Origin of the sequence: Acinetobacter sp. YH12155, from assembly GCF_013418255.1 — a bacterium.
Classification (GTDB): domain Bacteria; phylum Pseudomonadota; class Gammaproteobacteria; order Pseudomonadales; family Moraxellaceae; genus Acinetobacter; species Acinetobacter indicus.
This window is the reverse complement of the sequence record NZ_VPCK01000005.1, coordinates 126,743-150,296: the sequence shown is the minus strand read 5'-3', so window position 1 is coordinate 150,296 and position 23,554 is coordinate 126,743. Positions and strand designations below refer to the sequence as shown.

General features: G+C 47.0%; 24 protein-coding genes. 9 read left to right on the top strand and 15 right to left on the bottom strand.

What is annotated here, in order from left to right; genetic code table 11:
• Positions 1-4: 4 nt before the first annotated feature.
• The 4 genes from FTU86_RS04880 to sdsA form a co-directional block, all read right to left on the bottom strand.
• Complete coding sequence (locus tag FTU86_RS04880; protein WP_005176086.1) at positions 5-1,270, bottom strand: efflux RND transporter periplasmic adaptor subunit; 1,266 nt, start codon at positions 1,268-1,270, stop codon at positions 5-7.
• Between the two features lie 29 nt (positions 1,271-1,299).
• On the bottom strand, positions 1,300-1,914 hold the full coding sequence (locus FTU86_RS04875) for a phosphatase PAP2 family protein (RefSeq protein ID WP_005176089.1): 615 nt from the start codon (positions 1,912-1,914) through the stop codon (positions 1,300-1,302).
• A gap of 152 nt (positions 1,915-2,066) precedes the next feature.
• The gene (locus tag FTU86_RS04870; protein ID WP_180036410.1) at positions 2,067-4,118 is read right to left on the bottom strand and encodes a site-specific recombinase; all 2,052 of its coding nucleotides are present in this window, start codon (positions 4,116-4,118) and stop codon (positions 2,067-2,069) included.
• An 18-nt stretch (positions 4,119-4,136) separates the two neighbouring features.
• Positions 4,137-5,114: an All-trans-nonaprenyl-diphosphate synthase gene (gene sdsA, locus FTU86_RS04865; protein WP_168406974.1), complete on the bottom strand. Its 978-nt coding sequence runs from the start codon at positions 5,112-5,114 to the stop codon at positions 4,137-4,139.
• A 443-nt stretch (positions 5,115-5,557) separates the two neighbouring features.
• Here sdsA and rplU point away from each other — a divergent pair, with 443 nt between their 5' ends.
• The 7 genes from rplU (at position 5,558) to FTU86_RS04830 (ending at position 12,090) form a co-directional block, all read left to right on the top strand.
• Positions 5,558-5,869, top strand: coding sequence for a 50S ribosomal protein L21 (gene rplU, locus FTU86_RS04860; protein WP_005176105.1), 312 nt, complete (start codon positions 5,558-5,560; stop codon positions 5,867-5,869).
• Positions 5,870-5,888: 19 nt separating this feature from the next.
• A complete protein-coding gene (gene rpmA / locus FTU86_RS04855; RefSeq protein WP_005176106.1) occupies positions 5,889-6,140 on the top strand; it encodes a 50S ribosomal protein L27 in 252 nt (83 codons plus the stop codon).
• A 218-nt stretch (positions 6,141-6,358) separates the two neighbouring features.
• Complete coding sequence (gene lolA, locus FTU86_RS04850; RefSeq protein WP_016659894.1) at positions 6,359-7,051, top strand: outer membrane lipoprotein chaperone LolA; 693 nt, start codon at positions 6,359-6,361, stop codon at positions 7,049-7,051.
• A 581-nt stretch (positions 7,052-7,632) separates the two neighbouring features.
• Complete coding sequence (locus FTU86_RS04845; protein ID WP_180048262.1) at positions 7,633-8,457, top strand: RsiV family protein; 825 nt, start codon at positions 7,633-7,635, stop codon at positions 8,455-8,457.
• A gap of 119 nt (positions 8,458-8,576) precedes the next feature.
• Positions 8,577-9,848, top strand: a complete 1,272-nt coding sequence (gene serS / locus FTU86_RS04840; RefSeq protein ID WP_016659896.1) for a serine--tRNA ligase — start codon at positions 8,577-8,579, stop codon at positions 9,846-9,848.
• An 81-nt stretch (positions 9,849-9,929) separates the two neighbouring features.
• The gene (gene cysG, locus FTU86_RS04835) at positions 9,930-11,312 is read left to right on the top strand and encodes a siroheme synthase CysG (RefSeq protein WP_177155398.1); all 1,383 of its coding nucleotides are present in this window, start codon (positions 9,930-9,932) and stop codon (positions 11,310-11,312) included.
• A 298-nt stretch (positions 11,313-11,610) separates the two neighbouring features.
• Positions 11,611-12,090, top strand: coding sequence for a tRNA (cytidine(34)-2'-O)-methyltransferase (locus FTU86_RS04830; protein WP_005176117.1), 480 nt, complete (start codon positions 11,611-11,613; stop codon positions 12,088-12,090).
• A 155-nt stretch (positions 12,091-12,245) separates the two neighbouring features.
• Here FTU86_RS04830 and FTU86_RS04825 read toward each other — a convergent pair whose 3' ends face one another.
• The 6 genes from FTU86_RS04825 to rpoD form a co-directional block, all read right to left on the bottom strand.
• Positions 12,246-13,643 carry an APC family permease gene (locus FTU86_RS04825; RefSeq protein WP_005176119.1) on the bottom strand — a complete coding sequence of 466 codons (1,398 nt, stop codon included), beginning with the start codon at positions 13,641-13,643 and terminating at the stop codon, positions 12,246-12,248.
• 270 nt (positions 13,644-13,913) lie between these two features.
• Complete coding sequence (locus FTU86_RS04820; protein ID WP_104470406.1) at positions 13,914-15,098, bottom strand: iron-containing alcohol dehydrogenase; 1,185 nt, start codon at positions 15,096-15,098, stop codon at positions 13,914-13,916.
• A 1-nt stretch (position 15,099) separates the two neighbouring features.
• Entirely contained in the window at positions 15,100-15,633 is a 534-nt protein-coding gene (locus FTU86_RS04815) for a hypothetical protein (protein WP_160241544.1), read from the bottom strand.
• 81 nt (positions 15,634-15,714) lie between these two features.
• Positions 15,715-16,374, bottom strand: a complete 660-nt coding sequence (lipB, locus tag FTU86_RS04810) for a lipoyl(octanoyl) transferase LipB (protein WP_180036412.1) — start codon at positions 16,372-16,374, stop codon at positions 15,715-15,717.
• Between the two features lie 139 nt (positions 16,375-16,513).
• A complete protein-coding gene (locus FTU86_RS04805) occupies positions 16,514-16,801 on the bottom strand; it encodes a YbeD family protein (protein WP_005176130.1) in 288 nt (95 codons plus the stop codon).
• 99 nt (positions 16,802-16,900) lie between these two features.
• Positions 16,901-18,793, bottom strand: coding sequence for an RNA polymerase sigma factor RpoD (gene rpoD, locus FTU86_RS04800; protein WP_180036413.1), 1,893 nt, complete (start codon positions 18,791-18,793; stop codon positions 16,901-16,903).
• 374 nt (positions 18,794-19,167) lie between these two features.
• On the opposite strand from rpoD, the gene FTU86_RS04795 reads away from it, so the two are divergent.
• The gene (locus FTU86_RS04795) at positions 19,168-19,374 is read left to right on the top strand and encodes a PA3496 family putative envelope integrity protein (RefSeq protein WP_005176134.1); all 207 of its coding nucleotides are present in this window, start codon (positions 19,168-19,170) and stop codon (positions 19,372-19,374) included.
• 69 nt (positions 19,375-19,443) lie between these two features.
• Complete coding sequence (locus FTU86_RS04790; protein ID WP_005176137.1) at positions 19,444-19,968, top strand: YecA family protein; 525 nt, start codon at positions 19,444-19,446, stop codon at positions 19,966-19,968.
• A gap of 60 nt (positions 19,969-20,028) precedes the next feature.
• Here the strand turns inward: FTU86_RS04790 and FTU86_RS04785 are convergent, their stop codons facing one another.
• The 5 genes from FTU86_RS04785 to FTU86_RS04765 form a co-directional block, all read right to left on the bottom strand.
• Complete coding sequence (locus tag FTU86_RS04785) at positions 20,029-20,589, bottom strand: glycine zipper domain-containing protein (protein ID WP_016659900.1); 561 nt, start codon at positions 20,587-20,589, stop codon at positions 20,029-20,031.
• A gap of 293 nt (positions 20,590-20,882) precedes the next feature.
• Entirely contained in the window at positions 20,883-21,290 is a 408-nt protein-coding gene (locus FTU86_RS04780) for an ABZJ_00895 family protein (protein ID WP_160241543.1), read from the bottom strand.
• A 39-nt stretch (positions 21,291-21,329) separates the two neighbouring features.
• Entirely contained in the window at positions 21,330-21,944 is a 615-nt protein-coding gene (locus FTU86_RS04775) for a DedA family protein (RefSeq protein ID WP_160241542.1), read from the bottom strand.
• A 74-nt stretch (positions 21,945-22,018) separates the two neighbouring features.
• On the bottom strand, positions 22,019-22,321 hold the full coding sequence (locus FTU86_RS04770) for a hypothetical protein (RefSeq protein WP_005176151.1): 303 nt from the start codon (positions 22,319-22,321) through the stop codon (positions 22,019-22,021).
• A gap of 209 nt (positions 22,322-22,530) precedes the next feature.
• Entirely contained in the window at positions 22,531-23,463 is a 933-nt protein-coding gene (locus FTU86_RS04765; protein WP_005176153.1) for a rhodanese-related sulfurtransferase, read from the bottom strand.
• Between the last annotated feature and the right edge of the window lie 91 nt (positions 23,464-23,554).

Below are 23,554 nucleotides of genomic sequence, written 5' to 3'. Positions count from 1 at the left end.
CCCCTTATGTATTTGAAGTAGCTTTTTGTTCAGCTTGAGCATCCGCCTGATCTGCTGGTTGTTTTGCCTTATCTGATGCAGCAGGTTGCTGGGCACCTTGTGGCGCGGCAGCTTGCGGTTGATATGGTTTGGCTACCACTTTCTGTTCCGGCTTGACTTTGGCAATGCCTTCTACAATAACTTTGTCACCGGTTTGCAGACCTTCAGTCACAATCCAGTCTTTGCCCTGAATGCCGGCAGTGGTTACTGGACGTGGTTCAACCACACCTTTGGCATTGACCAGCATCGCCATGGCCTGACCGGTTGGGGTGCGGGTAATGGCAGCTTGCGGAATCAGCACGGCATTTGGAATTACCCCTTGCACAATTTGTGCAGTGGCAAACATGCCTGGCAATAACAGATGGTTTGGATTCGGGAATACTGCACGTAAAGTCACGGTACCCGTATCCGGATTAACGCTGGCATCGGAGAATGCCAGACGGCCTTCAACCGGATAATAGCTACCATCTTCCAGTTTCAGCTTGACTGTGGTGTTGTTACTGCTGTTTAAATCACCTTTACTCAGCTGCTGGCGTAAACGTAGCAGTTCAGCACTCGACTGGTTGATATCCACATAAATCGGGTCCAGACGCTGAATGGTCACTAACGGTTCCTGCTGGCTGGCAGTCACTAATGCACCTGCCGTCACGGTAGAACGGTTGGTCTGACCTGAAATTGGTGCACGTACGGTTGAATAACCCAGGTTAATTTCTGCATTGCGCAGTTCGGCACGGGTGGCCGCGACATCTGCTTCAGCCAGTTTGACCTGTGCCACAATGTCATCATATTCCTGTTTGGAAATGGCATTGCTGCCCACCAATTGACGATAACGGCCTTCTTTGACACGTAAGACGTTCAGATTGGCCTGCTGACGTGCCAATGCTGCACGGGCACTATCTACCGATGCACGGTTGGTCCGTGAATCAATTTCATATAAGGCCTGACCTTCACGTACATAGCTGCCTTCGGTAAACAGACGTTTCTGCACCACACCGCTGGTTTGCGGGCGAACTTCAGAAATTTCAAAGGCAGTGGTACGGCCGGAAAGTTCAACAGACTGCTCGACACTTTGTGGCTGTACAACAATGACCCCAACTTCTGTTGGAGGCATTTGCTGCTGGGCTGCAGCTTGCTGCGCATCATTTGGATCTTTGCTACAACCCACAAGCGCGATGCTTGTGGCCAATGCGCAAGCAGTGAGGGCAGGGGCCCAAAGCTTTGCAGACATCATTCTTCCACCTCAATTAGATTTTTATCTATCTAAAAATTATTCATTGGTTTGCGCTGGCTGTACTTGATCAAGATCAGATAGAGCAGCGTGATCCAGATAAAACTTATGCTCCAGCCTGACAGGACATCTGAGGGAAAATGTACGCCAAGATACACTCTTGAAATTCCCATCAGCAACATCCACATAACAGCACATATTACAATGGCTTTATGTGCGGGATGTTGCATTGACACATAAATTGCAAGACAGCCCAGCGTTGCGGCATAAAAACTATGTGCGCTGGGAAATGAGGCACCATAGCTATTGACCAGATGATACATTTCTGGCGGGCGCTCTCTTGCAATCAGATACTTGAGTATCCAGGCAGTGGCAAAACTCCCCATCAGTCCAATGCTGACCAGCACGATATTTGCATATTCCTTCTGCCTGGCCAGATACAGACACCAAAGACTGGATAAAAATAATACAAATGGCATGCCACCAACGACAGATAATCCCGTCATTAGTGAATTCAACATCTCGTTACGGTGCTGGCTGAACCAGTCTACAATTGCCGAATCAAGGGCAGTGAGCGCTGGAACATAAAGCATTAACACGCTGAAAAAACACAACAAACCACCGAGATAAAGCAAAAAATTAGGCATGCCGAAATCCTGGTTAGTTTAGCTGATCCGAGCGCAGTCCGGTAATGGATTAAAGTGTACTCGCCAGTACACTTCATTTCAAGCCTGTATAAATTATGCTAATTTCTTTTTCAATTCTTTTTAACACATGACAAAATAAATTAACAAATTCCTTAATGATGACCCTTGGCCGGGCCAGATTGTTCTTCAACTTCAACAGGTTGCTTCGGTGGCCAGAAAAAGTCACTGGGCCGGGTCAGGAAATGGGTCATGACCAGTTTGGCCAATGGCTTCCACTGTTCAAAACGTACCCGACGTGCGCGCAGGGCCACAATAATGGTGAGGGTAAAGCTGACAAATAAGTTGGTCAGGCCAATTAACAGTACACCCAGGAAAGACACAATAATCAGGCCAATTTCCGGACTACCGTTGACGTTCATCAAACCCTGAATAAAGTTGGCCGAGGCAAAGGCAATATGCCGGATATCTAAAGGCAGACCCAGAATATAACCAATTGTGCCCATACTGCCGAGCATAACCCCGAACAGGAAATTACCGGCCAGTGCGCCCAAGTTCCGTTCAATATAGGCGGCAAAATGGTCCAGCCGTTCCTGACTCATCCATTTTTTCAGTTTGGCATGTGCCTGTAGCCGTGGCCCGACTTTGCGATACACCGCCATATTATCGAAGTAACCGGCAATCAGGCCCGATAAAAACAGACATACCCCGGCAATGGCTGCATGGGGAATTGCCAGAGAGGTAAACGGATTCAGGTCATGCAGCATTTTGCTGGCTTTGGCATGGTTCATTAAAGGCTCATGCAACGCCGCATCCCACATAAAGGCAATTAGGGCGGCCACCGGAATGGCAATCGAGATATTGCCCAGAATGGCAATAAACTGGGTCCGGATAATATTGATAATCAGCGCGGCCAGCTCGGCAATTTGCGCCATTTTCGAGCCTTTGCGATGCTGTACGGTCGAGGCCAGTGCGGCAGCGGTCATCGCCGGCTGTTTGGTGGCCACGGTAAAGTGCAGCACATGAATCAGCATAAAACCCAGCGAGTAGTTCATGCTGTTAATAAAGGCCTGCATCAGCGGCGCCAGGGTTAAACGTGCCGCCAGCACCTTGAGGGTGGCCATGGTGGCAATAATCACCCCGGCACCGGCAGCCGATTTATACATTTCCATAAAGCCGGCCTTGTCGGTACTTACATAATGTTCACCGGTTTTGCTTGCATTTTCAGTCACCTGCAAGGCCATCAATTCACTGTTGGTGGCCAGCAGGGAGCGGACACTGCGTTCGCTATACAGCGCGGTGGTAATATCGATCAGCAGCTCGCCCATGGCGCTATAACGCACATCATCCTCTTCAACAATCAGGTTTAGCAGTAGTTCAATCCGGTCCAAACACTGTTCCAGTAAAGACAGCAAATAGGTCAGGCTGACACTGACCCCAATCCGTTTGGTGGCCCGGCGAATTTTATGGCTGACGTTACGGCACTGGTCAATCATTACCAGCGCCTGTGAGGCATCCGGTGGAATTACCGCTTCAAATTTGTCGGCACTTTGATGCAGGTTTTTATATTGCACAATGAAATCGTTGATTTCACGGTTCTGCACTAAAAATGGTGATTCGTATTCGGTCAGTTCCGGATGGGCATTAATAAATTCCGGATATAAACCAATTCCGCTGACCCGATAGGACAGCACGGTAATGGCTTTAATGATTTCCTGACGAATCAGTTTTTTATCATCCTGATTACGATGGCCCTGATTCAGCAGGCGAAACAGCTGCTGCCACTGCTGATCTTCAATATCATCCAGCCAGTATTTATCACTGCGCTGATGGAAAATGCGGCGCAGCAAGTCCTGCAGCTGGCTCTGATCATTAATCAGCGGTAAAAAATGCGCCCCTAGGCGCTGGAACAGCTGGCTCCAGAAACCATCTAAAGACAGGATGCCGGTATCGGCATACAGGCTGGTCTGTTTGTACTGGCTGATTAAGCAGAGCACAAAACTTTGTAGGGTATTGGCGGCATTGGGCGTAATCAGCAGGGCATGTAAAAAGGCCTGAAACTTTTCTTGTATTTCTTCGCTATTTTCGGTGTTGGCTGGTCGAATGCGGTTGACCAGCTCAATGAGCAGTTGCTCGTCAAGATCAGCGGGCGTGGTTTCCAGCTGATCCTGCATGTTCAGGAATAGGTCATAAAATTTTATATGCATAGGCAAGGATGAAGCTATTTATTGAATTCGGTGCAGGGCCAGCTTGGCCAGATTGACCAGGGCCTGACGATAGATTGTATCTGGCAAGGCATTTAAGGCCGCAATTGCGGCTTCGGTTTCTTCCGTGGCACGTTGCTGGCAATAATCCAGTGCACCTGACGTCTGTACAATCTCGATAACCTGCGCCAATTCGGAGGTTCCACCCGTAGCAATACTGCGGCGGATAATTTCATGTTGCGCACCTGTGGTATTTTTCAGGGCGGCAATTAAAGGCAAGGTCGGTTTACCTTCCATCAGGTCATCGCCGATATTTTTACCCAGGGTTTCGGCATCTGAGGTGTAATCCAGAATATCGTCAATGATCTGGAAGGCATTGCCAAAATGGCCGGCAAAGACACGTAACGGTTCACGGTATTCCGGCTTGTTGGTTAAAATGGCGGCACCTTCGGTGGCCAGTTCAAACAGGCGCGAGGTTTTGCCGTGAATAATATCTAAATAAGTCTGTTCGGTGGTGTCCGGCTGATGCTGCGATTGCAATTGCAATACTTCACCTTCGGCAATTTCACAGGTGCCGGTCGAGAAATCTTTTAGCAAGGTCATGTTGTCTAAATCGACCAGCAGGTCAAAGGCGCGCGAAATCAGGAAGTCACCGACCAATACGGCGGTCTGGTTATTCCAGGTGGCATTGGCGGTTGGACGGCCACGACGCAAGCCAGATTCATCGACCACATCATCATGCACCAGGGTCGCGGTATGCAGCATTTCAATAATTGCCGCCAGTCTACGTGCCTGTTCCAGATCTTCTGCACCGCAGGCTTTGGCCGCCAGTAAGCACATAATCGGACGCATACGTTTGCCGCCGGCTTCCACCACATGCTTGCTGACCGCCATAACCAGTGCGACTTTTGAGGTAATGCCTTCATTAATAAACTGATCCATCGCGGCAAAATCGGAAGCAACAGGCGCGAGAATATCTTGCTTAAAGTCGATGGTCATGTGAAAGAGAACCTCAATTGTGTCAAGTAACAACGATAGTGTAACAATGAAAAACGTCTGGACAGGAAATCTGCAATCTGCGGTGCGGCCATTGTGGTTGTCGTTATGAAGTACGAGGCAATGGTCTGCTTTCCTGTTCGTGCTGGCGCTAATGGCCTCCCGGTGACAGGCAGCGGTGATAGCATCAGCATGCTGGCGTTTTCGATTCTAACAAGCAATTTGATTAGATCAATGAAAAATGTAGGGTTTTGACCATTTTTGTTGCTTTTCGTTGCATGTTTATAAAATAAACAGCGGGCTGATGCAATATTTTGGCTAAATCTCTTGTTGTTTGCAGCGTTATCCCTTAAAATCTCTGCCCTTGTATAACCCCAGTGGCGTTCGTTTTAAGATCGGTATATCCCTTTACCGGCACGACGACACGGGCATGTTTGGAGTACATTATGTACGCAGTAATCCAAAGCGGTGGTAAACAGCACCGTGTAGTTGAGGGTGAAACCCTTAAAGTTGAATTATTGAAAGCTGAAACTGGCGCAACCATTACGTTTGATGACGTATTAATGCTTGTAAACGGTGATAGCATTCAAATCGGTGCTCCAGTTGTAGCTGGCGCTAAAGTAACTGCAGAAGTGGTTGGCCATGGCCGTCACGACAAAATCCGCATCATCAAAATGCGTCGTCGTAAGCACTACCGTAAGCAACAAGGTCACCGTCAATGGTTCACCGAGTTGAAAATTACTGGTATTTCAGGCTAATCACTAGGAGTAATGAGACATGGCATCTAAAAAAGCCGGTGGTTCTACTAAGAACGGTCGTGATTCGAATCCTAAGATGTTAGGTGTTAAAGTTTACGGTGGTCAAACTGTAACTGCAGGTAACATCATCGTTCGTCAACGTGGTACAGAATTCCACGCTGGTGCAAATGTAGGTATGGGCCGTGACCATACTTTATTTGCTACTGCTGACGGCGTAGTAAAATTCGAAGTGAAAGGTCAATTTGGCCGTCGCTACGTATCTGTTGAATAAGATTCAATAGAACAAAAACCCACAGTTTTCTGTGGGTTTTTTTATGCATGTCGCATCGGGAAAGAGAGCAACCCTGATCTTCATGATGATGGATAAAAAAGAACATTTGATATTAATAAACATACAAAACTTCTTATTTTCTCTAAATTTAGGCACTTTATTTGGTTTAAGATGAGTCCATGAATACATTGCGATATGCAACAATAAAAGGTGAATCTATGAAAATGCTTCGTCAAACCATGTGTGCTATGGCATTGGGTGCTGCAACGCTGGCACCAGTGATGAGTACGACTGTGTATGCTGCGCCTGTGGCAGCATCGGAGCAGCAAGCCACTGCCAATCTGGTCAAACAATTGAGTCATATTAAAAGTATGACCGCCAACTTCGAGCAGACCACCAAAACCAGTGGCAAAGCGCCTAAAAACAAGGGCCTGACTGCCCAGCATATGAATCAGGAATTTAAAGGCGTAATGAAAGTGGCGCGCCCGGGTAAATTCTATTGGGAAACCACCAGTCCGGCCAAACAGACCATTGTGACCTCAGGGAAAACCGTCTGGATTTATGACCCGGACTTGCAGCAGGCCGTGCGTCAAAACCTGGATGAGCAGGTTGCCAATACGCCAGCACTGTTATTATCGGGCAATACCAACCAGATTATGCAGTCATACCGGGTGACCCAGCCAAACAAAGGCAAAACCTATTACACCCTGTATCCAAAAAGTGATGACGGTGCTTTCCAGAGTCTGACCATCAGTTTCGGTGCCAACAAAGCACCAAGCCTGATGATTCTAGAAGATTCCTTGGGTCAAACCACCTATGTGCGTTTTAACAATGTGAAGGTGAACCCGAACATTGCCAACTCGACCTTTAATTTCACCCCGCCAAAAGGCACGGATATTATTGATCAATAAGGGATGATGATCATTTCTTAAAAAGATTTTATCTGTGAAAGCAAAAACATAGAGGAGCCATTTTAATGGTTCCTTTATTTTTAGGTGAATAATCGTCCAATGGCAGGATTGAACGGAAAGTCAATTGAGCGAGTTAGGTCATGCAGATACGCACGAAATGAGAATAAAAATTCTTCTCCTTAAAAATGGTTAAAAATTAACCAAAAATAAGGGTTAATCAGAATCACGGCTGATCTGTCTGCTTTTGCCCTGTGAAAGAATCCACAATTTCTGTGGATAAATCTTGGGATAATTTATTTTTCCCGTTGCATAGGCCGCAGATGCACGATTAGGGTGCAGTCAGGATTTGATTTTATTTTAAAATTATCATCATGAATTTTAATGGAATATTATAAATTTTGGTATGTACTGCTGCGGGTGGTTTTTGGTTGATTTTTCATTTTTTATCGCAGGTTACAGAACTGCTCTAGGATCGAACAGCAGGAGTTTTATATAGTGGTAAATGGCTAAATTGTGTGTATACAACGCCTTAGCGGGGTAAAAACTGCTGAAAATTGCAGCATGAACATAGGGGAAATGCAATGCAACATCTGAAATCAAATCTGCTCACCACGACCATCGCACTGACCACGGTGTTAATGCTAAGCGCCTGTCAGCCGAAGCAGGATGCCGCACCTCAGGTGGAGGCCGAGCAAAGTCAGACTCAGGCAGCTGCCATTCCCGTGATTCAGGCCAAAGTGGTGCCGGTGGAACTGAAACAGCAGCAGCGCTGTGATGAAGAGGGCTGTACCGAATACGATATTCAGACGGTCAATACCAATGTGCCGTGGATCAATGCGTATTTTATGCAGCGGATTAAAAAGGCCGATCCGATTGCATTTAGTGAAGATGCTGCTTCTACTGTGTCAGCATCGTCAGCATCGTCAGCATCGTCAGCATCAGAAGCAAATAGCACAGAAGAACCGAACCGCCTTAGCCTGAGTTCTACCTATGTACGTTATATTGGCCAGCATGGCCGTCTGGCTACCTTTAGCATGCAAAGCTATAGTTATCCGGCCGGGGCGGCGCATGGTATGCATCATCAGGAATTTGTGACCTTTGATTTAAACAGCAAGAAACGTCTGGCCTTGCAGGATATTCTGCTGCCGAATAGTGAAGCCAAACTGGTACAAGAACTGTTTAACCATAATTACAACTGGCTGAATGAGCACGACATCCAGCGTGACAAACTGCGACTGAGTGACAATTTTTATTATGGCGCCAATGGGCTGGTGTTTGTCTATCCATTGTATGAGCTGGCTTCCTATGCAGAAGGCATGCCGGAACTGGAGCTGCCGTATTATGCGGTGGACAAACTGATTAAAGCTGAATATCTGCCAAGTTTGCCGAAGTATCCGGCCCAGTAAATTGTGAAAAAACTGCGCCAGATTGCTGTAATAAGCCCCAGCCGTGAAGCGGATTACTGTATTTTTTAACCCGAAGCGCTTACACTATAGCCAGTTTTTTTCTTTACAAAAGATTGGCTATGATCGACCCGAAATTACTCAGAAATAATATTGAGGCTGTAAATTTAGCCTTGGCAAAACGTGGTGTGCAACTCAATGTAGAAGAATGGGCATCATTGGAAGCTCGCCGTAAAGAAATCCAGTCCAAAACGGAAGCTCTACAGGCCGAACGTAATGCCGGTGCCAAACAGGTCGGTCAGATTAAAAAAGCCGGTGGTGATGCTTCAGAAATCATGGCACGTATGTCAGCCATTGGTGATGAAATTAAAGCAGCCGAAGTGGCTTTAAATGAATTACAGGCAGAAATTGAAACCAAATCACTGACCATTCCCAACCTGCCACATGAGTCTGTGCCGGAAGGTAAAGATGAAGCCGATAACGTGGAAATCCTGACTTGGGGTACACCACGCGAATTTGATTTTGAAATCAAAGATCATACCGACTTAGGCGAATGGATGGGCGGTCTGGAGTTTGAAACTGCCACCAAACTGACCGGTTCTCGCTTTAGCGTTTTAAAAGGGCCATTGGCGCGTCTGCAACGTGCTTTAACCCAGTTTATGCTGGATACGCATACCCTGAAAAATGGCTATACCGAAGCCTATGTGCCGTACCTGGTCAATGCCGATTCTTTACGTGGTACCGGTCAATTACCAAAATTTGAAGAAGACCTGTTTAAGCTGCAGGGCGAAAAAGAGTTCTATTTAATTCCAACCGCGGAAGTGCCAGTCACCAACTTTGTCCGTGACGAAATTATTGATGCCGACCGTTTACCGCTGAAATATGCTGCGCATACCCCATGTTTCCGCAGTGAAGCCGGTTCTTATGGCCGTGATACGCGTGGTTTAATCCGTCAGCACCAGTTTGATAAAGTAGAAATGGTGCAAATCGTTAAACCTGAAGATTCTATGCAGGCACTGGAAGAGTTGACCGGTCATGCAGAAGGCATTTTGCAGGCGCTGGGCTTGCCGTACCGTAAAATCATCCTGTGTGGTGGTGATATGGGCTTTGGTGCGACCAAAACCTATGACCTGGAAGTGTGGGTGCCAAGTCAGAATACCTATCGTGAAATTTCTTCGTGTTCCAACATGGGGGATTTCCAGGCGCGTCGTATGAAAGCGCGTTATCGTGCTGACCAGAAGAAAACTGAATTTGTCCATACCTTGAATGGTTCAGGTCTGGCGGTTGGACGCACCTTATTGGCCGTGATGGAAAACTATCAGCGCGCGGATGGCTCAATTGAAGTGCCTGAAGTGCTACGTCCGTACATGGGTGGTGCAGAATATATCGACTAAATTCAGGTCGATGTACAGGATGCACCAATTTGTGCATAAAATTTGCTTAAGACAATCAGAACTAAATTACTGAGGTAGTGTGTGGATATTTTTCCAATCTCGTTAAAGTTGCAACAGCAACGCTGTCTGATTGTCGGTGGCGGCCATATTGCCTACCGTAAAGCCGGTTTACTGCAAAAAGCAGGCGCTATTATTGATGTGGTGGCGCCGGACATTGATGCCGCTTTACTGGAACTGGTTCAGCAGAGCCAGGGGCATTATGAGGCTGCTGCCTTCAATACTGAAATTCCGCTGCGCCAGTATCGTCTGGTGATTGCCGCCACTGATGATGCAGCAATCAACCGTCAGGTGTTTGAGGCTTGTGAAGCTGAAAATGTGCTGGTTAACAGTGTCGATGATCCGCCACATTGCCGCTTTATGGTGCCGGCCATTGTCGACCGTTCGCCTTTGCTGATTGCAGTGGCCACGAATGGTGCATCGCCGGTGTTGTCGCGCCAGATTCGCACCCAATTGGAAACCAGTATTCCGCATGGCATGGGCAAACTGGCGAGTTTTTCCGGTCAATGGCGTGCTGCGGTTAAGGCCAAAATCCAGAATCCGGATGAACGCCGGATTTTCTGGGAAAACCTGTATGCCAGTCCGCTTAAAGAGCAGGTCTTTAATGACAATCTGCAAGAAGCCAATCGTTTGATTGAGCAGGCCTTGCAGGAATGGACCACGCCAAAAGGCGAAGTGTATCTGGTCGGTGCCGGTCCGGGTGATCCGGAGCTGTTGACCTTAAAAGCACTACGCTTGATGCAGCAGGCCGATGTGGTGATTTACGACCGTCTGGTGTCCGATCCGATTATGGAGCTGTGCCGCCGTGATGCTGAAAAGATCTATGTTGGGAAAGCACGTTCCAACCATGCTGTGCCACAAGAGGACATTAATGCCTTGCTGGTCAAGTATGCGCAGGAAGGTAAACGTGTCTGCCGTTTAAAAGGCGGTGATCCGTTTATTTTTGGCCGTGGCGGTGAAGAAATTGAAGAGCTGTTTGCTGCAGGCGTGGCTTTTCAGGTGGTGCCGGGCATTACCGCAGCATCGGGCTGTTCAGCTTATGCCGGTATTCCTTTAACCCATCGCAACTATGCGCAAAGCGTACGTTTCCTGACCGGGCATTTAAAAGAAGGTTCACCGGAACTGCCGTGGAGCGAGCTGGTCTATGAAAACCAGACTCTGGTGCTGTATATGGGACTGGTGGGACTGGAAAAAATCTGCCAGAAACTGATTGCCCATGGCCAGCGTCCGGATATGCCAGTGGCCTTGGTGTCTAAAGGCACCACACCGGAGCAGAAAGTGGTGGTCGGGACTTTGGCGGATATTGCATCTAAAGTTACTGAACATCAAATTCAGGCACCCACTCTGACCATTATTGGTGAAGTGGTGAAGCTGCGCGAACAACTGCAATGGCATGAGCGAGGATAAAGCAACACAACGTGTTGCCCGAGCGCAAGACGAAGGCTATGCCTGAGTAAAGAGGATAAAGCAACACAACGTGTTGCCCGAGCGCAAGACGAAGGCTATGCCTAAGTAAAGAGGATAAAGCAACGCACTGCGTTGCCCGAGAGCAAGACGAAGGCTGCGCCTGTCAAGTGGCAGCTATGATGAATCATGGTTGCCGGAGATGCAAAAGGGCAATACTGCGTAGCGCTTTAACCCTGACAGCATCCTTGTCCCATCAAGAAAGTTTAATTGCTTAAATCAACCAGATAGTGAGTAAAAAGTGATCCACGTTGTGTTATATGAGCCTGAAATTCCTGCCAATACCGGTAATATTATCCGGCTTTGTGCCAATACCGGTGCTCAGTTACATCTGGTCAAGCCCCTGGGTTTTGAGCTGGATGATAAAAAGCTGAAACGTGCCGGTCTGGATTACCACGAATGGGCACGGATGCAACTGTGGGATTCAATTGAAGACTGTCTGGCCAATTTGGCCAGCAAAGGCATAGGCGTGGATGCGGTGTATCCATTAACCACCAAGGGTACAGAAACCCCGCATACTTCGGATTTAAACCGTCCTGTGGCCTTGTTGATGGGACCAGAAACCCGCGGTTTGCCTGAGCATGTGCGTTTGATGTTCCCACAAGAGCACTGGATTCGCTTGCCGATGGCAGAAAACTCCCGCAGTCTGAACCTGTCAAATGCCACAGCAGTTATTGTTTATGAAGCCTGGCGTCAGCAGGGTTTTCAGCCTTTAAGCTAGGGCAGACCATCAAGATGAATAAAAAAATCAAGATCACTGATCTTGGTTTTTTTATGATGAATTATTTTTCAGTGAGCAGGATCAAGCCGTCAAAACCTGACCTGAAACGTAGAAACAAAAAAAGGTGCCGAAGCACCTTTTTAAATGACTTAAACTTAGAGTTTATCGTCAAATTCATTGTGTTGTGGCGCAGGGTGTTTAAAGCCTTTGGTTTTATAACCCAGGTATAAAATACCGGCCATTGCCCACCATAAACCATATTTCAATGATGTTTCATCAACCTCAAGCCACAGTGCAAACACCGCGATAAAACCACAAAGCGGCACCACCACAAAGTTCAGAATATCTTTAACGTTGCGGGTACGTCCATCACGCAGCGCATAGCGTGAAATGACTGACAGATTGACGAAACTGAATGCAGTCAGGGCACCAAAGCTGATCAGGGAAATCACGAAATCCAGATCCATAAAGCCTGCAGTTAAGGCCACCGCACCGACAATCAGAATGTTATAAGACGGTGTGAAGTTACGTGGGCTGATATGACCAAAGATTTTCTTGTTAATCACGCCATCACGGCCCATCACGTACATCAAACGGGATACACCGGCATGTGCAGAAATACCCGAAGCCATCACCGTTACAATTGCGAAGGTCAGTACATAGGACTGGAACAGTGAACCACCCACCAGCATCAGAATTTCTGGCTGAGTTTCAGCAATATTCTTGAAGTAGCTGCCCGGTTCATTCGGGAAGTAAATCTGCATGAAGTAGGTGCTGACAATAAAGATGATCCCGGCAATTAACGCAGTCAGGAAAATCGCTTTTGGCAGGGTCTTTTCGGTATCTTTTGTTTCTTCTGCCAGCGAGCTTAAGGAGTCAAAACCGGTGAAGGAGAAGCACAGTAAGGTAGCACCGGTAATCAGCGCACCGACTGAGGTCAGCTCATTCCAGAACGGTTCCAGGCTCCAGAGCTGATAACGCTGTTCGGCACTAATCGGGCCATCGGCATTAAAACCGGCCTGCAGTTTGGTAAATACCATCCAGGTAAAGATCGCGATGACCAGAAGCTGGATAAATACGATCAGACTGTTGAAGTTGGCGACAAAACGCGCACCACGCAGGTTGATGCCGGTCATAAACGCGGTCAGCACAATGACCCAGACCCAATGATTGACATCCGGGAACAGCGCTTCCAGATAAATCACGGCCAGAATAATATTCACCATTGGCGACAGCAGGTAGTCGAGCCAGGATGACCAGCCCACCATAAAGCCAACATTGGGGTGAATGGATTTCTGCGCATAAGTATAGGCAGAACCCGAAGATGGGTAGCGGCGAATCATGTGACCATAGCTTAACGAGGTCAGCAAGATTGCAACCAAGGCAAAAATATACGAGGTGGGTACATGAAAATGACTTTCTTCCGATACTAAACCGAAAGTGTCAAATAAGGTCATTGGCTGAATATATGCTAAACCAATAATAATGATGTGCCAGAGCCCTAGCGTTTTTTGCAGTTTAGCTGCCGATTGAGTCCCAGAGATATTTGTCAACGGCGTTATCCTCTTAATCGTTGATCAAGGATCAGTCATGTTCCTAAGGATCGTTTGAGACGAACGATCCCCCCTATCAATAAAACAAAAGTCCGCCAATCTACTCCAAAATGGTTGCTTTTGTCAGTAACTTTTTCAGAAATTTTTAGCAGAAAATATGCCAATCATCTGAATAAATAAGAACTTTTTCTTGGGTATAGTAAAAGCCTGATGCTTAAAAAAACATCAGGCTTCTAGAAATTTTGGCTATATTCGCCTATTTGCTGGAAATTACCAAGCCTTTTTTAAGATAGATTTCAAATCTTCCAGACTGGCTTCTTTCGGGTTGTAAATGATCGAGCCATCGTTTAGGGCTTTTTCGGCCACTTCATCCAGCTGTGCTTCTGTAACCTTGCTGGTTTCACTCAAGGTGCGTGGCAATTTGGTCATGGCATACAGACGGTCGCGCATGGTCAGCAGGGTAGCAATGGCTTTATCGGCACGCAGATGCGCCGGAGTCTGGGCATAAATATCCGGGCCGGCCAATGGCAGCAGCAGTTCGGCAATTTTGTCGCCATTGACATCTTTGTTGTATTCCAGCACATAGGGTAAGAACAGGTTCATGCACAGTCCATGCGGCAGATGAGCCACTGCACCTAAGGCATGCCCGAGGGAATGTACCAGACCCACCATCGAATTGGAGAAGGCAATACCAGCCATGGTCGAGGCCTGTGCCAGTTCCAGACGGCCATAGGCATCGCTTGGATTGTCCAGCACTTTAAACAGGTTATTGCTGATTTTCTTGATCGCGGCGGTGGCATAGGCATCCGAAATCGGATTCGAGGCCATGCAGCTATAGGCTTCAACCGCATGAGTCATGGCATCCATAGCTGTCATTGCCGTTAAATGCGGTGGCAGGGTCTGGGTCATGCGCGGGTCCAGAATCGCGGCATGCGGCATCAGGTAATAAGAGGCGAATGGCATTTTGACATTCTTTTCAGTATCTGACACCACCGCGACCATGGTGACTTCTGAACCGGTGCCTGAAGTGGTCGGAATCACGAAGAAGGGCTTTAATGGTTTTGGCAGATTGTGCGCACCGGAATATTTCAGCAGGTCATCGCCGCCTTCCGTCACCAGAATATTGGTAGCTTTAGAGGTGTCAATCACCGAACCGCCGCCGACAGCAATAATGGCATCACAGTTGTGGTCACGATACAGCTGCGCCGCTTTACGTACCGTGTCCAGACTTGAATCCTGTGGTACATCATCAAAAATATAGCCAATTTCAGCATCGGTTGATTCAAAAGCCGCCTCAACCGGGGCCAGCAGGTTATTACCACGGACGCCTTTGTCGGTAATGATCAGCGGGCGTTTCGCACCTAAAGTCACCAATTCAAACGGAATGTGTTCCAGTGCGGCATTGCCGGCAATGACTTTGACTGGACAAAAAAATTCGTAATAAGGCTTCGCCATGTTATGCACTCCGTTGGAAATAGGACTGAGCCACTTTCAGGTAAATATGGGCAGCTCCGCTGAGTTTTTCTTTTAAGTTAAGTTCGGATGGGTATTGTTTGACGGCCAGCTCTGCCAGCAGTTTAGGCAAAATCAGGGCTTCCATTTTGTTCAGGCAACGCACCAGACGAATGGCATAAGACAGGTCACCATCGGCAATCATGCGGTCATGGGCAAAGGCCTGTGCCGTACTTTCCTGAAACGAGAACACCAAAAAGGCATGGGTCAGATGCTTGAAGGTAATGACCAGATCGGGTTTGCCATCCAGTTCAGGCAGCAGTTCGAGCTGATGATCTTCAGTCACCCGGGCAATGAACGCAGGTCCATTGGGAAACACTTTCATGGACAGGATAAAATTTGCGGGAAACTTTGCAACTTCCTGTTTTATTTCTTGATCGACCTGGCTTGCCATCACCAGACCTCTGCCAATCACATCCATCATGAGTTTGACATAGGCCTGTTGCAAAGCGGGCTTCACGGTTTTGCTTGAAATCACTCGCTGAGTCCCTTTGTTAACATCTATTATTGGGTTTAGAGTAAATACTCTAATTTATTTCTTATTCAAAAGTAAAGTCATTTAGGCTTGAATGGTTTGAACCTCACTAAAGTAACCACTGTGCTCTAAAGTTTCAATGATATCTCGGCATAAAGTTTCAAACGATGGATAGTCTGGGACTAAATCCTGAATGCGCACCATTTCCAGACCGGCATACCCACAGGGGTTAATGGTTTGAAAACCGCTTAAATCGCAGTCAATATTCAGCGCCAAGCCATGGTAACTACGGCCTTTGCGGATTTTAAAGCCCAATGAGCCAATTTTACGCTCCGCGACATATACACCCGGCGCATCTGCTTTGGCATAAGCTTCAATGCCATATTTTTTGAGCAGCGCAATCATCAGGTTTTCGGCATACGATACCAGCGTGCGGACATTCCAGCCCAAACGGTTCAGGTCAAACAGGAAATACGCCACCAGCTGGCCCGGACCATGCCAGGTCACCTGTCCACCACGGTCGGTTTGTACCACCGGAATATGGCTGGGAATCAGAATATGTTCTGCCTTGCCGGCCTGACCTTGGGTCAGCACCTCATGATGCTGCAAAATCCAGAGCTCATCGGGGGTATTGGCATCACGCTGTTCAGTCAACTGCTTCATCTCTAAAAAGCGGTCTTGATACGGTGTTAATTGCGAATACTGACGGATAATGAGGGTCGGTTTTTGAAGCACATCGGTCACAGGCTGCGTCCTTAAAAATGAAATCTGCTGATGTGAATTATAATGATTCAGAATAGGAATAGGAGTGTGCCTGCTTTAAATTACTGCGCTTGCACGGCACGCCATAAAAAAACACGCATGAAGCGTGTTTTTTTGAAACTTAAAGCGCGGTTTTAATCAGCGGGCAGGCAGCTAAATCGGCATAGACCGCATGCACCTGTTCCAGCTCCTCGAAACGCAGCTGTGCGGTAATCGAGTGGTATTTACCGGTACGCGACGGGGTCACGGTCATTTTGTCGCCATCAAAGTCTGGGAAGTGTTTCACGAAAATATCGTTCACCGCTTGACGCAGCTCTGCACCGGCCAGACCAATCAGTTTAATCGGGTAATCCATCGGAAAAACCCAAAGATGCTCTTGTAATTCACGAGAGGGGGTGCGGTCAATCATAATTACCTCAAAAGATTGAAAAACGCCTGCAAGGCGCAGGCGTTTTGGCATTGCTACTTAAATGGGGATGGATTGATCCCAATTCAAGCCGCTGCTGACTTAGTCGTTTTCCAGGAATGAACGCAGGTGTTCAGAGCGGGAAGGGTGACGTAATTTACGTAAGGCTTTGGCTTCAATCTGACGGATCCGTTCACGGGTCACATCAAACTGCTTACCGACTTCTTCCAGAGTATGATCGGTTGGCATATCAATACCAAAACGCATTTTCAGGACTTTGGCTTCACGTTCAGTCAGGTTTTCCAGCACTTCGCGTGTTGCTTCTTTTAAGCCTTCTGAAGTCGCTGCATCGACCGGAGAGGTGATGTTACTGTCTTCAATGAAGTCACCCAAATGCGAATCTTCATCATCACCAATTGGTGTTTCCATGGAAATCGGTTCTTTGGCAATTTTCAGGACTTTACGTACCTTCACTTCGTCCATTTCCAGACGTTCACCGAGTTCTTCCGGTGTCGGTTCGCGGCCCATTTCCTGCAGCAACTGACGAGAAACACGGTTAATCTTGTTAATGGTTTCAATCATGTGTACCGGAATACGGATGGTACGTGCCTGATCGGCAATCGAACGTGTGATCGCCTGACGAATCCACCAAGTCGCATAAGTCGAGAACTTGTAACCACGACGGTATTCAAACTTGTCTACCGCTTTCATCAGACCGATGTTACCTTCCTGAATCAGATCCAGGAACTGCAAGCCGCGGTTGGTGTATTTCTTGGCAATCGAGATCACCAGACGCAAGTTGGCTTCGACCATTTCTTTCTTGGCGCGACGTGCTTTGGCTTCACCCACCGCCATACGTTTGGCAATGTCTTTAATGTCTTTAACATTCAGACCCAACTCTTTTTCGATGTCGGCAATTTTTTGCTGGAAGGCCAGTACGTCAGGACGCACTTTTTCCAGGTAGCCTTTCATCTCTGCAGGAGCTTTGGCAATCTGTTCGTCTAACCATGCCGGATTAGATTCCTGACCCGGGAAAGTCGTACGGAACTGGGTACGGTCCATACGGCCACGACGTACTGCATAACGCATTACTTCACGTTCTGCTGCACGAATCTGGTCATGCGTGCCACGAATCATTTCTGAAATAATATCAAACAGGCGCGGCGCAAATTTGAACATCATGAACACGCTGGCCAGAGCCTGTAACGCAGCTTCCGCTTCTTTGCTGTTACGGCCATGCTTTGTAATGACGTCTTTGGTGTTTTTCCAGGCTTCAGTCAGCTCGGCAAAACGTACTTTGGCAATTTCAGGGTCCGGACCAGAATCCGCTTCAGAATCATCATCCGATTCTGACTCTTCTTCTTCATCGTCGTCATCAAGTTTGACATCTTTGGTTTTGGTGCTCTTGCTGCTCGATTCTTCTTCATCGTCGAGCACGGCTTCATCTTCCAGCACTTCCGGAATTTCTTCATCGGTTTCAGGATCTAAGTAACCTGAAAGCAGATCGGCCAGGCGGCGTTCGCCATTTTCATAATCTTTGTATTCTTGTAGAACCACTTCAACGGCATTTGGCCAGTACGCAATTGAATGCAGCACATCACGGATGCCTTCTTCAATACGTTTCGCGATACTAATTTCGCCTTCTCGCGTTAACAGCTCAACGGTCCCCATTTCACGCATATACATACGCACAGGGTCCGTGGTACGGCCAGGCTCATTTTCTACAGAAGCCAGTACTGCCGCTGCTTCTTCTTCAGCGACTTCATCTGCAGCTTCTGTGGTGTCTTCGAACATCGCATCATCAGATTCAGGTGCACGTTCATGCACAGGAATGCCCACGTCCTGAAGCATCTGGATGATGTCTTCAATCTGTTCGCTTTCCGTGATTGAGTCTGGGAGATGATCGTTAACCTCGGCATAAGTTAGGTAACCTTGCTCTTTGCCTCGGCTAATCAGAGCCGCTACTTGCGAAGTAGGGGAAGTCATATCGCTCATCTTTGCTTACTCTTCGTTGAATCTGTGGCAGTGAAAAACCGTGCATGATAGCACAATTTGCTGTAAAAGTTTCTGATTTGATCAATCAAGCATGATTTTATAAAAATGTTTGAAAGCAAAACTGAATAGGAATATGGGGCATCTTGCCCGGTTTTCAAGTCTGGCATCCGTTTTGTCCGCGAAATATTCTTGTCATATGCTTTAAACTATACTTATTCAGATAAGGTCTTCATAAATACACAAATTTTAGCGCGAAATACAAGCCAAAAATAGTCGGGAAAAACAAAAAATATAAATAAAACTTGACAACTTTTTCAAAGGCAGATAAATAGCGGCTAAACCCATTCACATTTTTTCATTCTGAGGTAGTTTTAGTGTCTTCAACAGATTTTGAACTAGATGATAACTACGGTGATGATGATGTCAGCTTCGATGAAGCGGCAGGTAAAATCAGTGCGAAAGAATCGTTAGAAAAACGTCGCCTGATTGATGATCTGCTGGCACAGCGTCGACTGGAGCGTGATCTCAAGGATTTTGATTATGACTTCGACGAAGATGATTTTGACGACGAAGATGACTGAAATTTGGGTTCAGTAAAGTCTTCGGAAAATGCTATGCTATACCTTGTATAGACGATTTTTGGATTTAAGATGAGTGCTTTAGATTTAGACCTGTTGAGTGAATATCTAGATGGTGACCAGAACGAATACGGTCTAGATTTTGCTGCCACTCATGGTTTTTTGTGTGCCATTGCAGTCGGCCCGCAATTTGACCAATGGCTGGATGAACTATTTGAAGGCAACCAGAAAAAAGTGCCGGCAGAAATCGTAGCGCAGGTGAAAACCTGGCTCGAATCCATTCGTCAAAACCTGGCCAATGAAGAAGGCATCGAATTTCCATTCGAAATTGAAGAAGCAGATGTAGAATCGAGCTTGGGCGACTGGAGTGTGGGCTTTGTGGATGCCATGTTCCTGAATGAAGAAGCCTGGTTCACGCCAGAATTTGAAGAACAGCTGGTAGATCTGACTTTACCAATCATGGTGTTTAGCGGCATTGATGAAGAAGACCCGCAAATGGAAAGCTTCCGTCGTAATGGTCAGTTAATGGATGAGCTGGCGGAAGAAATTCCGGACAACCTTAATGAACTGTATTTGATGTATCACACTCCAAACTGATGCAAACCGAATAAATAAAAAAACACCTCCTCGGAGGTGTTTTTTTATAGCCGGATTACATTAGCGGGTCATACGGTTCCAGGCATCACGCACCGCATGTTTGGCATCTTCCCAGGCCAAACGGGTATCGCCTTTGGTGGACTCCCATTCGCTGCGTAAATCGGGTTCTACATCTTCAAAGCGTGTACCCGGTTCATAGCGTGAGCGCTGGGCATAACCGACCCGATAGGCGGCCTGATAATCGCGCTCATAGCTTAAGTCCGGATGTGTGTTTTGCAGGCTGGTATAGTAAGGCTGGCTCTGGCTGTGTTCACGCCAGTAAATATCTTCATCACCTTCGGTCGGGTTTTCGGCTTCTGCAGCGGTTTTACCAACCAGACCGCCCACCACGGCACCAATGGTACCTCCGACCACTGCGCCAATCGGGCCGGTGGTGGCCCCGACTGCGGCACCTGTAGCTGCACCGCCGACCGCACCGACACCGGTGCCTACCGGATGGGTGCCGGTTTCACCGGTTTTCGGGTTGGCATTCAGCTGTTGCTGCTGCTGTTTTGGCAGCTGTTTGACCTGTTCGCGTTTTTGTTCCTGCTGGCGCTGGGTTTCTATTTCTGGATTCGTCATGTCTGCATCCTCTTGGGTCTGATGATGATCTAAGTAAAATGAATCAAAAAATTAAGATCAAGCGGATCTCTTGAGGTTTAACTTAGATCAGACAGCACCTAGCGCGGGCAGGAGAATTGCACCTTTCACGTTAAGATAAATAACTTATGTCGGTTTCTGGTGACGAAAAGCAGGGCTTACTTACATACGGTTAAATTTTCTATGCAGATGCGCTGTCCGGAAGTCACCCATCTGCACGAAAGAATTTACTTCAGGATAATTTGATTTAACAGTGTCTGAAAATCGACTAACTATTACTGTTTGGCGCAATAAGCGGCATACCAGACGTAGGCGGCATAAAATACCGCACCATGGATGGCGACCATACATAGCATCAACACTGCCATGAGGGCCAGTCCCATTTTCTCAGCCGATTGAATAATCTGCTCTGCATAGGGGTTCATCAGCACCATAAAAAAGATAAACAGGCTGCCAATGATGATGGTCACGGCACTGCTGCCCCAAATCAGCTGAATTCTTTCATCTGAGGTCGGCAGGCGTTTTTCACGTTTTACAAAATGTTTGGCATTGATCAGCGCGACCACCACCAGTGTTGGAAAAAGGGTTAATACCCCAAGATTTAAACCATAAACTAGAACCATGGTCAGCAGGACCAGCGCAATGCTGTAGACCGCAGCCAAATGCAGCAAATAGTGTTTCATTGAATCCCCAAGTTTGGCCTGTAGCTCGGCCAATGCACATCACGAAGCGCGTTTACGCATATACCTACGGTATAGAATCCAGCCGATAATCGCAATCACAATTGCAATAATGACATAGCCGACCTGGCTAAAAATTTTCTGCATCAGCGCCTGATTTTCGCCAAAATAAAACCCCACCGCAGCCAGAAAAGTGGTCCAGATGATGGTGCCGAGGCTGCTGTAGAACATGAATTTCCAGAAGGGCATCCGGCTCATGCCGGCGGGAATACTAATTAAAGAGCGTACCGCCGGAATCATGCGTCCGGCAAAGACAATGCGATGCCCATACTGCTCGAACCAGTCCAGTGATTTTTTGACATCGGCCGATTTTAGGAACAGGTATTTTCCGTAGCGGTCGACAAAGCGGAAAATCGCATCATGTTCGAATTTATAGCCGACCAAGTACAGCAAGGCCGCGGCCAGTAGCGAACCGAAACAGCCGGCAACCACGACACCAACAAACAGTAATTCACCTTGTGAGGCCGAATAACCAGCAGAAGGCATAATAATTTCGGAAGGAATAGGGGGGAATACGTTGTCCAGAAACATAAGCAGGGCAATACCGAAGTAGCCCAGCTGTTCCATAATGGAAATAATCCATTCGGTCAGGTTCATAAAGTCAAGAAGGCCTAAAAATTAGACCTTCATGCTAAAGAGGATTGGTTTTTCAGTAAAGAGCTGAAACGTAACTAAAAATCTTCCTCAGCGGTATGCGACAGGGTGTGCACATAGACTTTTCGAAGCCCATACGCCACCAGCAGCGGCAAGACAGCGACAATCAGGTAACCACTCCAGATATTGGAAAGGTGATAGGCAATAAACATTGCCAGAATCGCGCCGAGCACGGTGCCAAACCCCACAATAAACAAGTGTGAACGCTGTTCAAGCTGCTGTTTCAGGTGGTGCAATTGCAGATCTTGCTGCTGATGCGCTCGTTGCAGTAAGGCAGTACGGAATTGGTGTTTATAGCGTGTTGTTATCGTTCTTTGCATAAGTCAATCCTTGTCCATGGGTGAGAATCTGTACGTCAAAATAAAACTGCATTGTTTTTGTTGTGATTTGGAGTTTAGCCTAAGCATGATTGGCTTCTGTTAGTACCAGAGGGTGCTTTGGTATTGAATTGATTCTGGTATGTGAATAGACGTAAAAAAAGCCCTATAAATAGGGCTTTTTGTAAAATTATTTGTACTGGTTTACATTATTACAGACGTTTGCGTTTTGCCGCTGCAATCTGAGATTGACGCATACGGAAGCCGGCTTTCTGTTTTTCTGTGGTTTTATCAATACAGTATTTACAAGATACGCCGTGTTCATAGCTTGGTTCTGCCACTTCTTCTGGCAGTAAAGGCCAACCACAGGCATGACACTTGGTATTTTGACCTTCTTCCACACCATGCGTAACCGCAGTACGACCATCAAATACGAAACATTCACCTTCCCACAGGCTTTCTTCTGCCGGGGTTTCTTCGAGGTATTTCAAAATACCGCCTTTCAGATGATAAACTTCCTGGAAGCCTTCTTGTAGCAATAACGAAGTGGATTTTTCACAGCGAATCCCACCGGTACAGAACATGGCAATTTTCTTGTCTTTGTGCTGTTCCAGTTCTTTTTTCACATAGTCTGGAAATTCACGGAAGGTTTCAGTTTGTGGATCAATCGCGCCTTTAAAAGTCCCGGCCTTGTATTCATAGTCATTGCGGGTATCAATTAAAATTACGTCATCACGTGCAATCAGTTCGTTCCATTCTTTCGGGTCCAGATAATGGCCGACCAGATCACGTGGTTTGACCTCTACACCCAAAGTCACAATTTCTTTTTTCAGCTTGATTTTCATTTTACGGAAAGGCTTGTCGGCGCTGTGCGACTCTTTATATTCCATCGCGCTAAAGCCTTCGTTTAAAAGAAACTGATGTACCTGATCAATGGCTTCGCGGTCGCCCGCCACCGTACCATTAATCCCTTCACCCGCCACAATGAGAGTACCGCACAGGTTGATGCTATTTACCAAGTCTAAAAGACGTTGTTGTAGATCCGCAGGATCTTGAACTTCTTTGAATTGATAAAGTGCGGCAACAACCCAACCAGAGGTCGCTTGCTGTTCTACAGGTGCAAGCTGTTCTACAGTAGCGTTCATGGAGTACTCCAATGTGATATAAAAAATTTGAGGGGCATATTTTAGCGTGAAAGTGCCCAGATAGCGAGAAATCCAGAACAGAAATATGGTT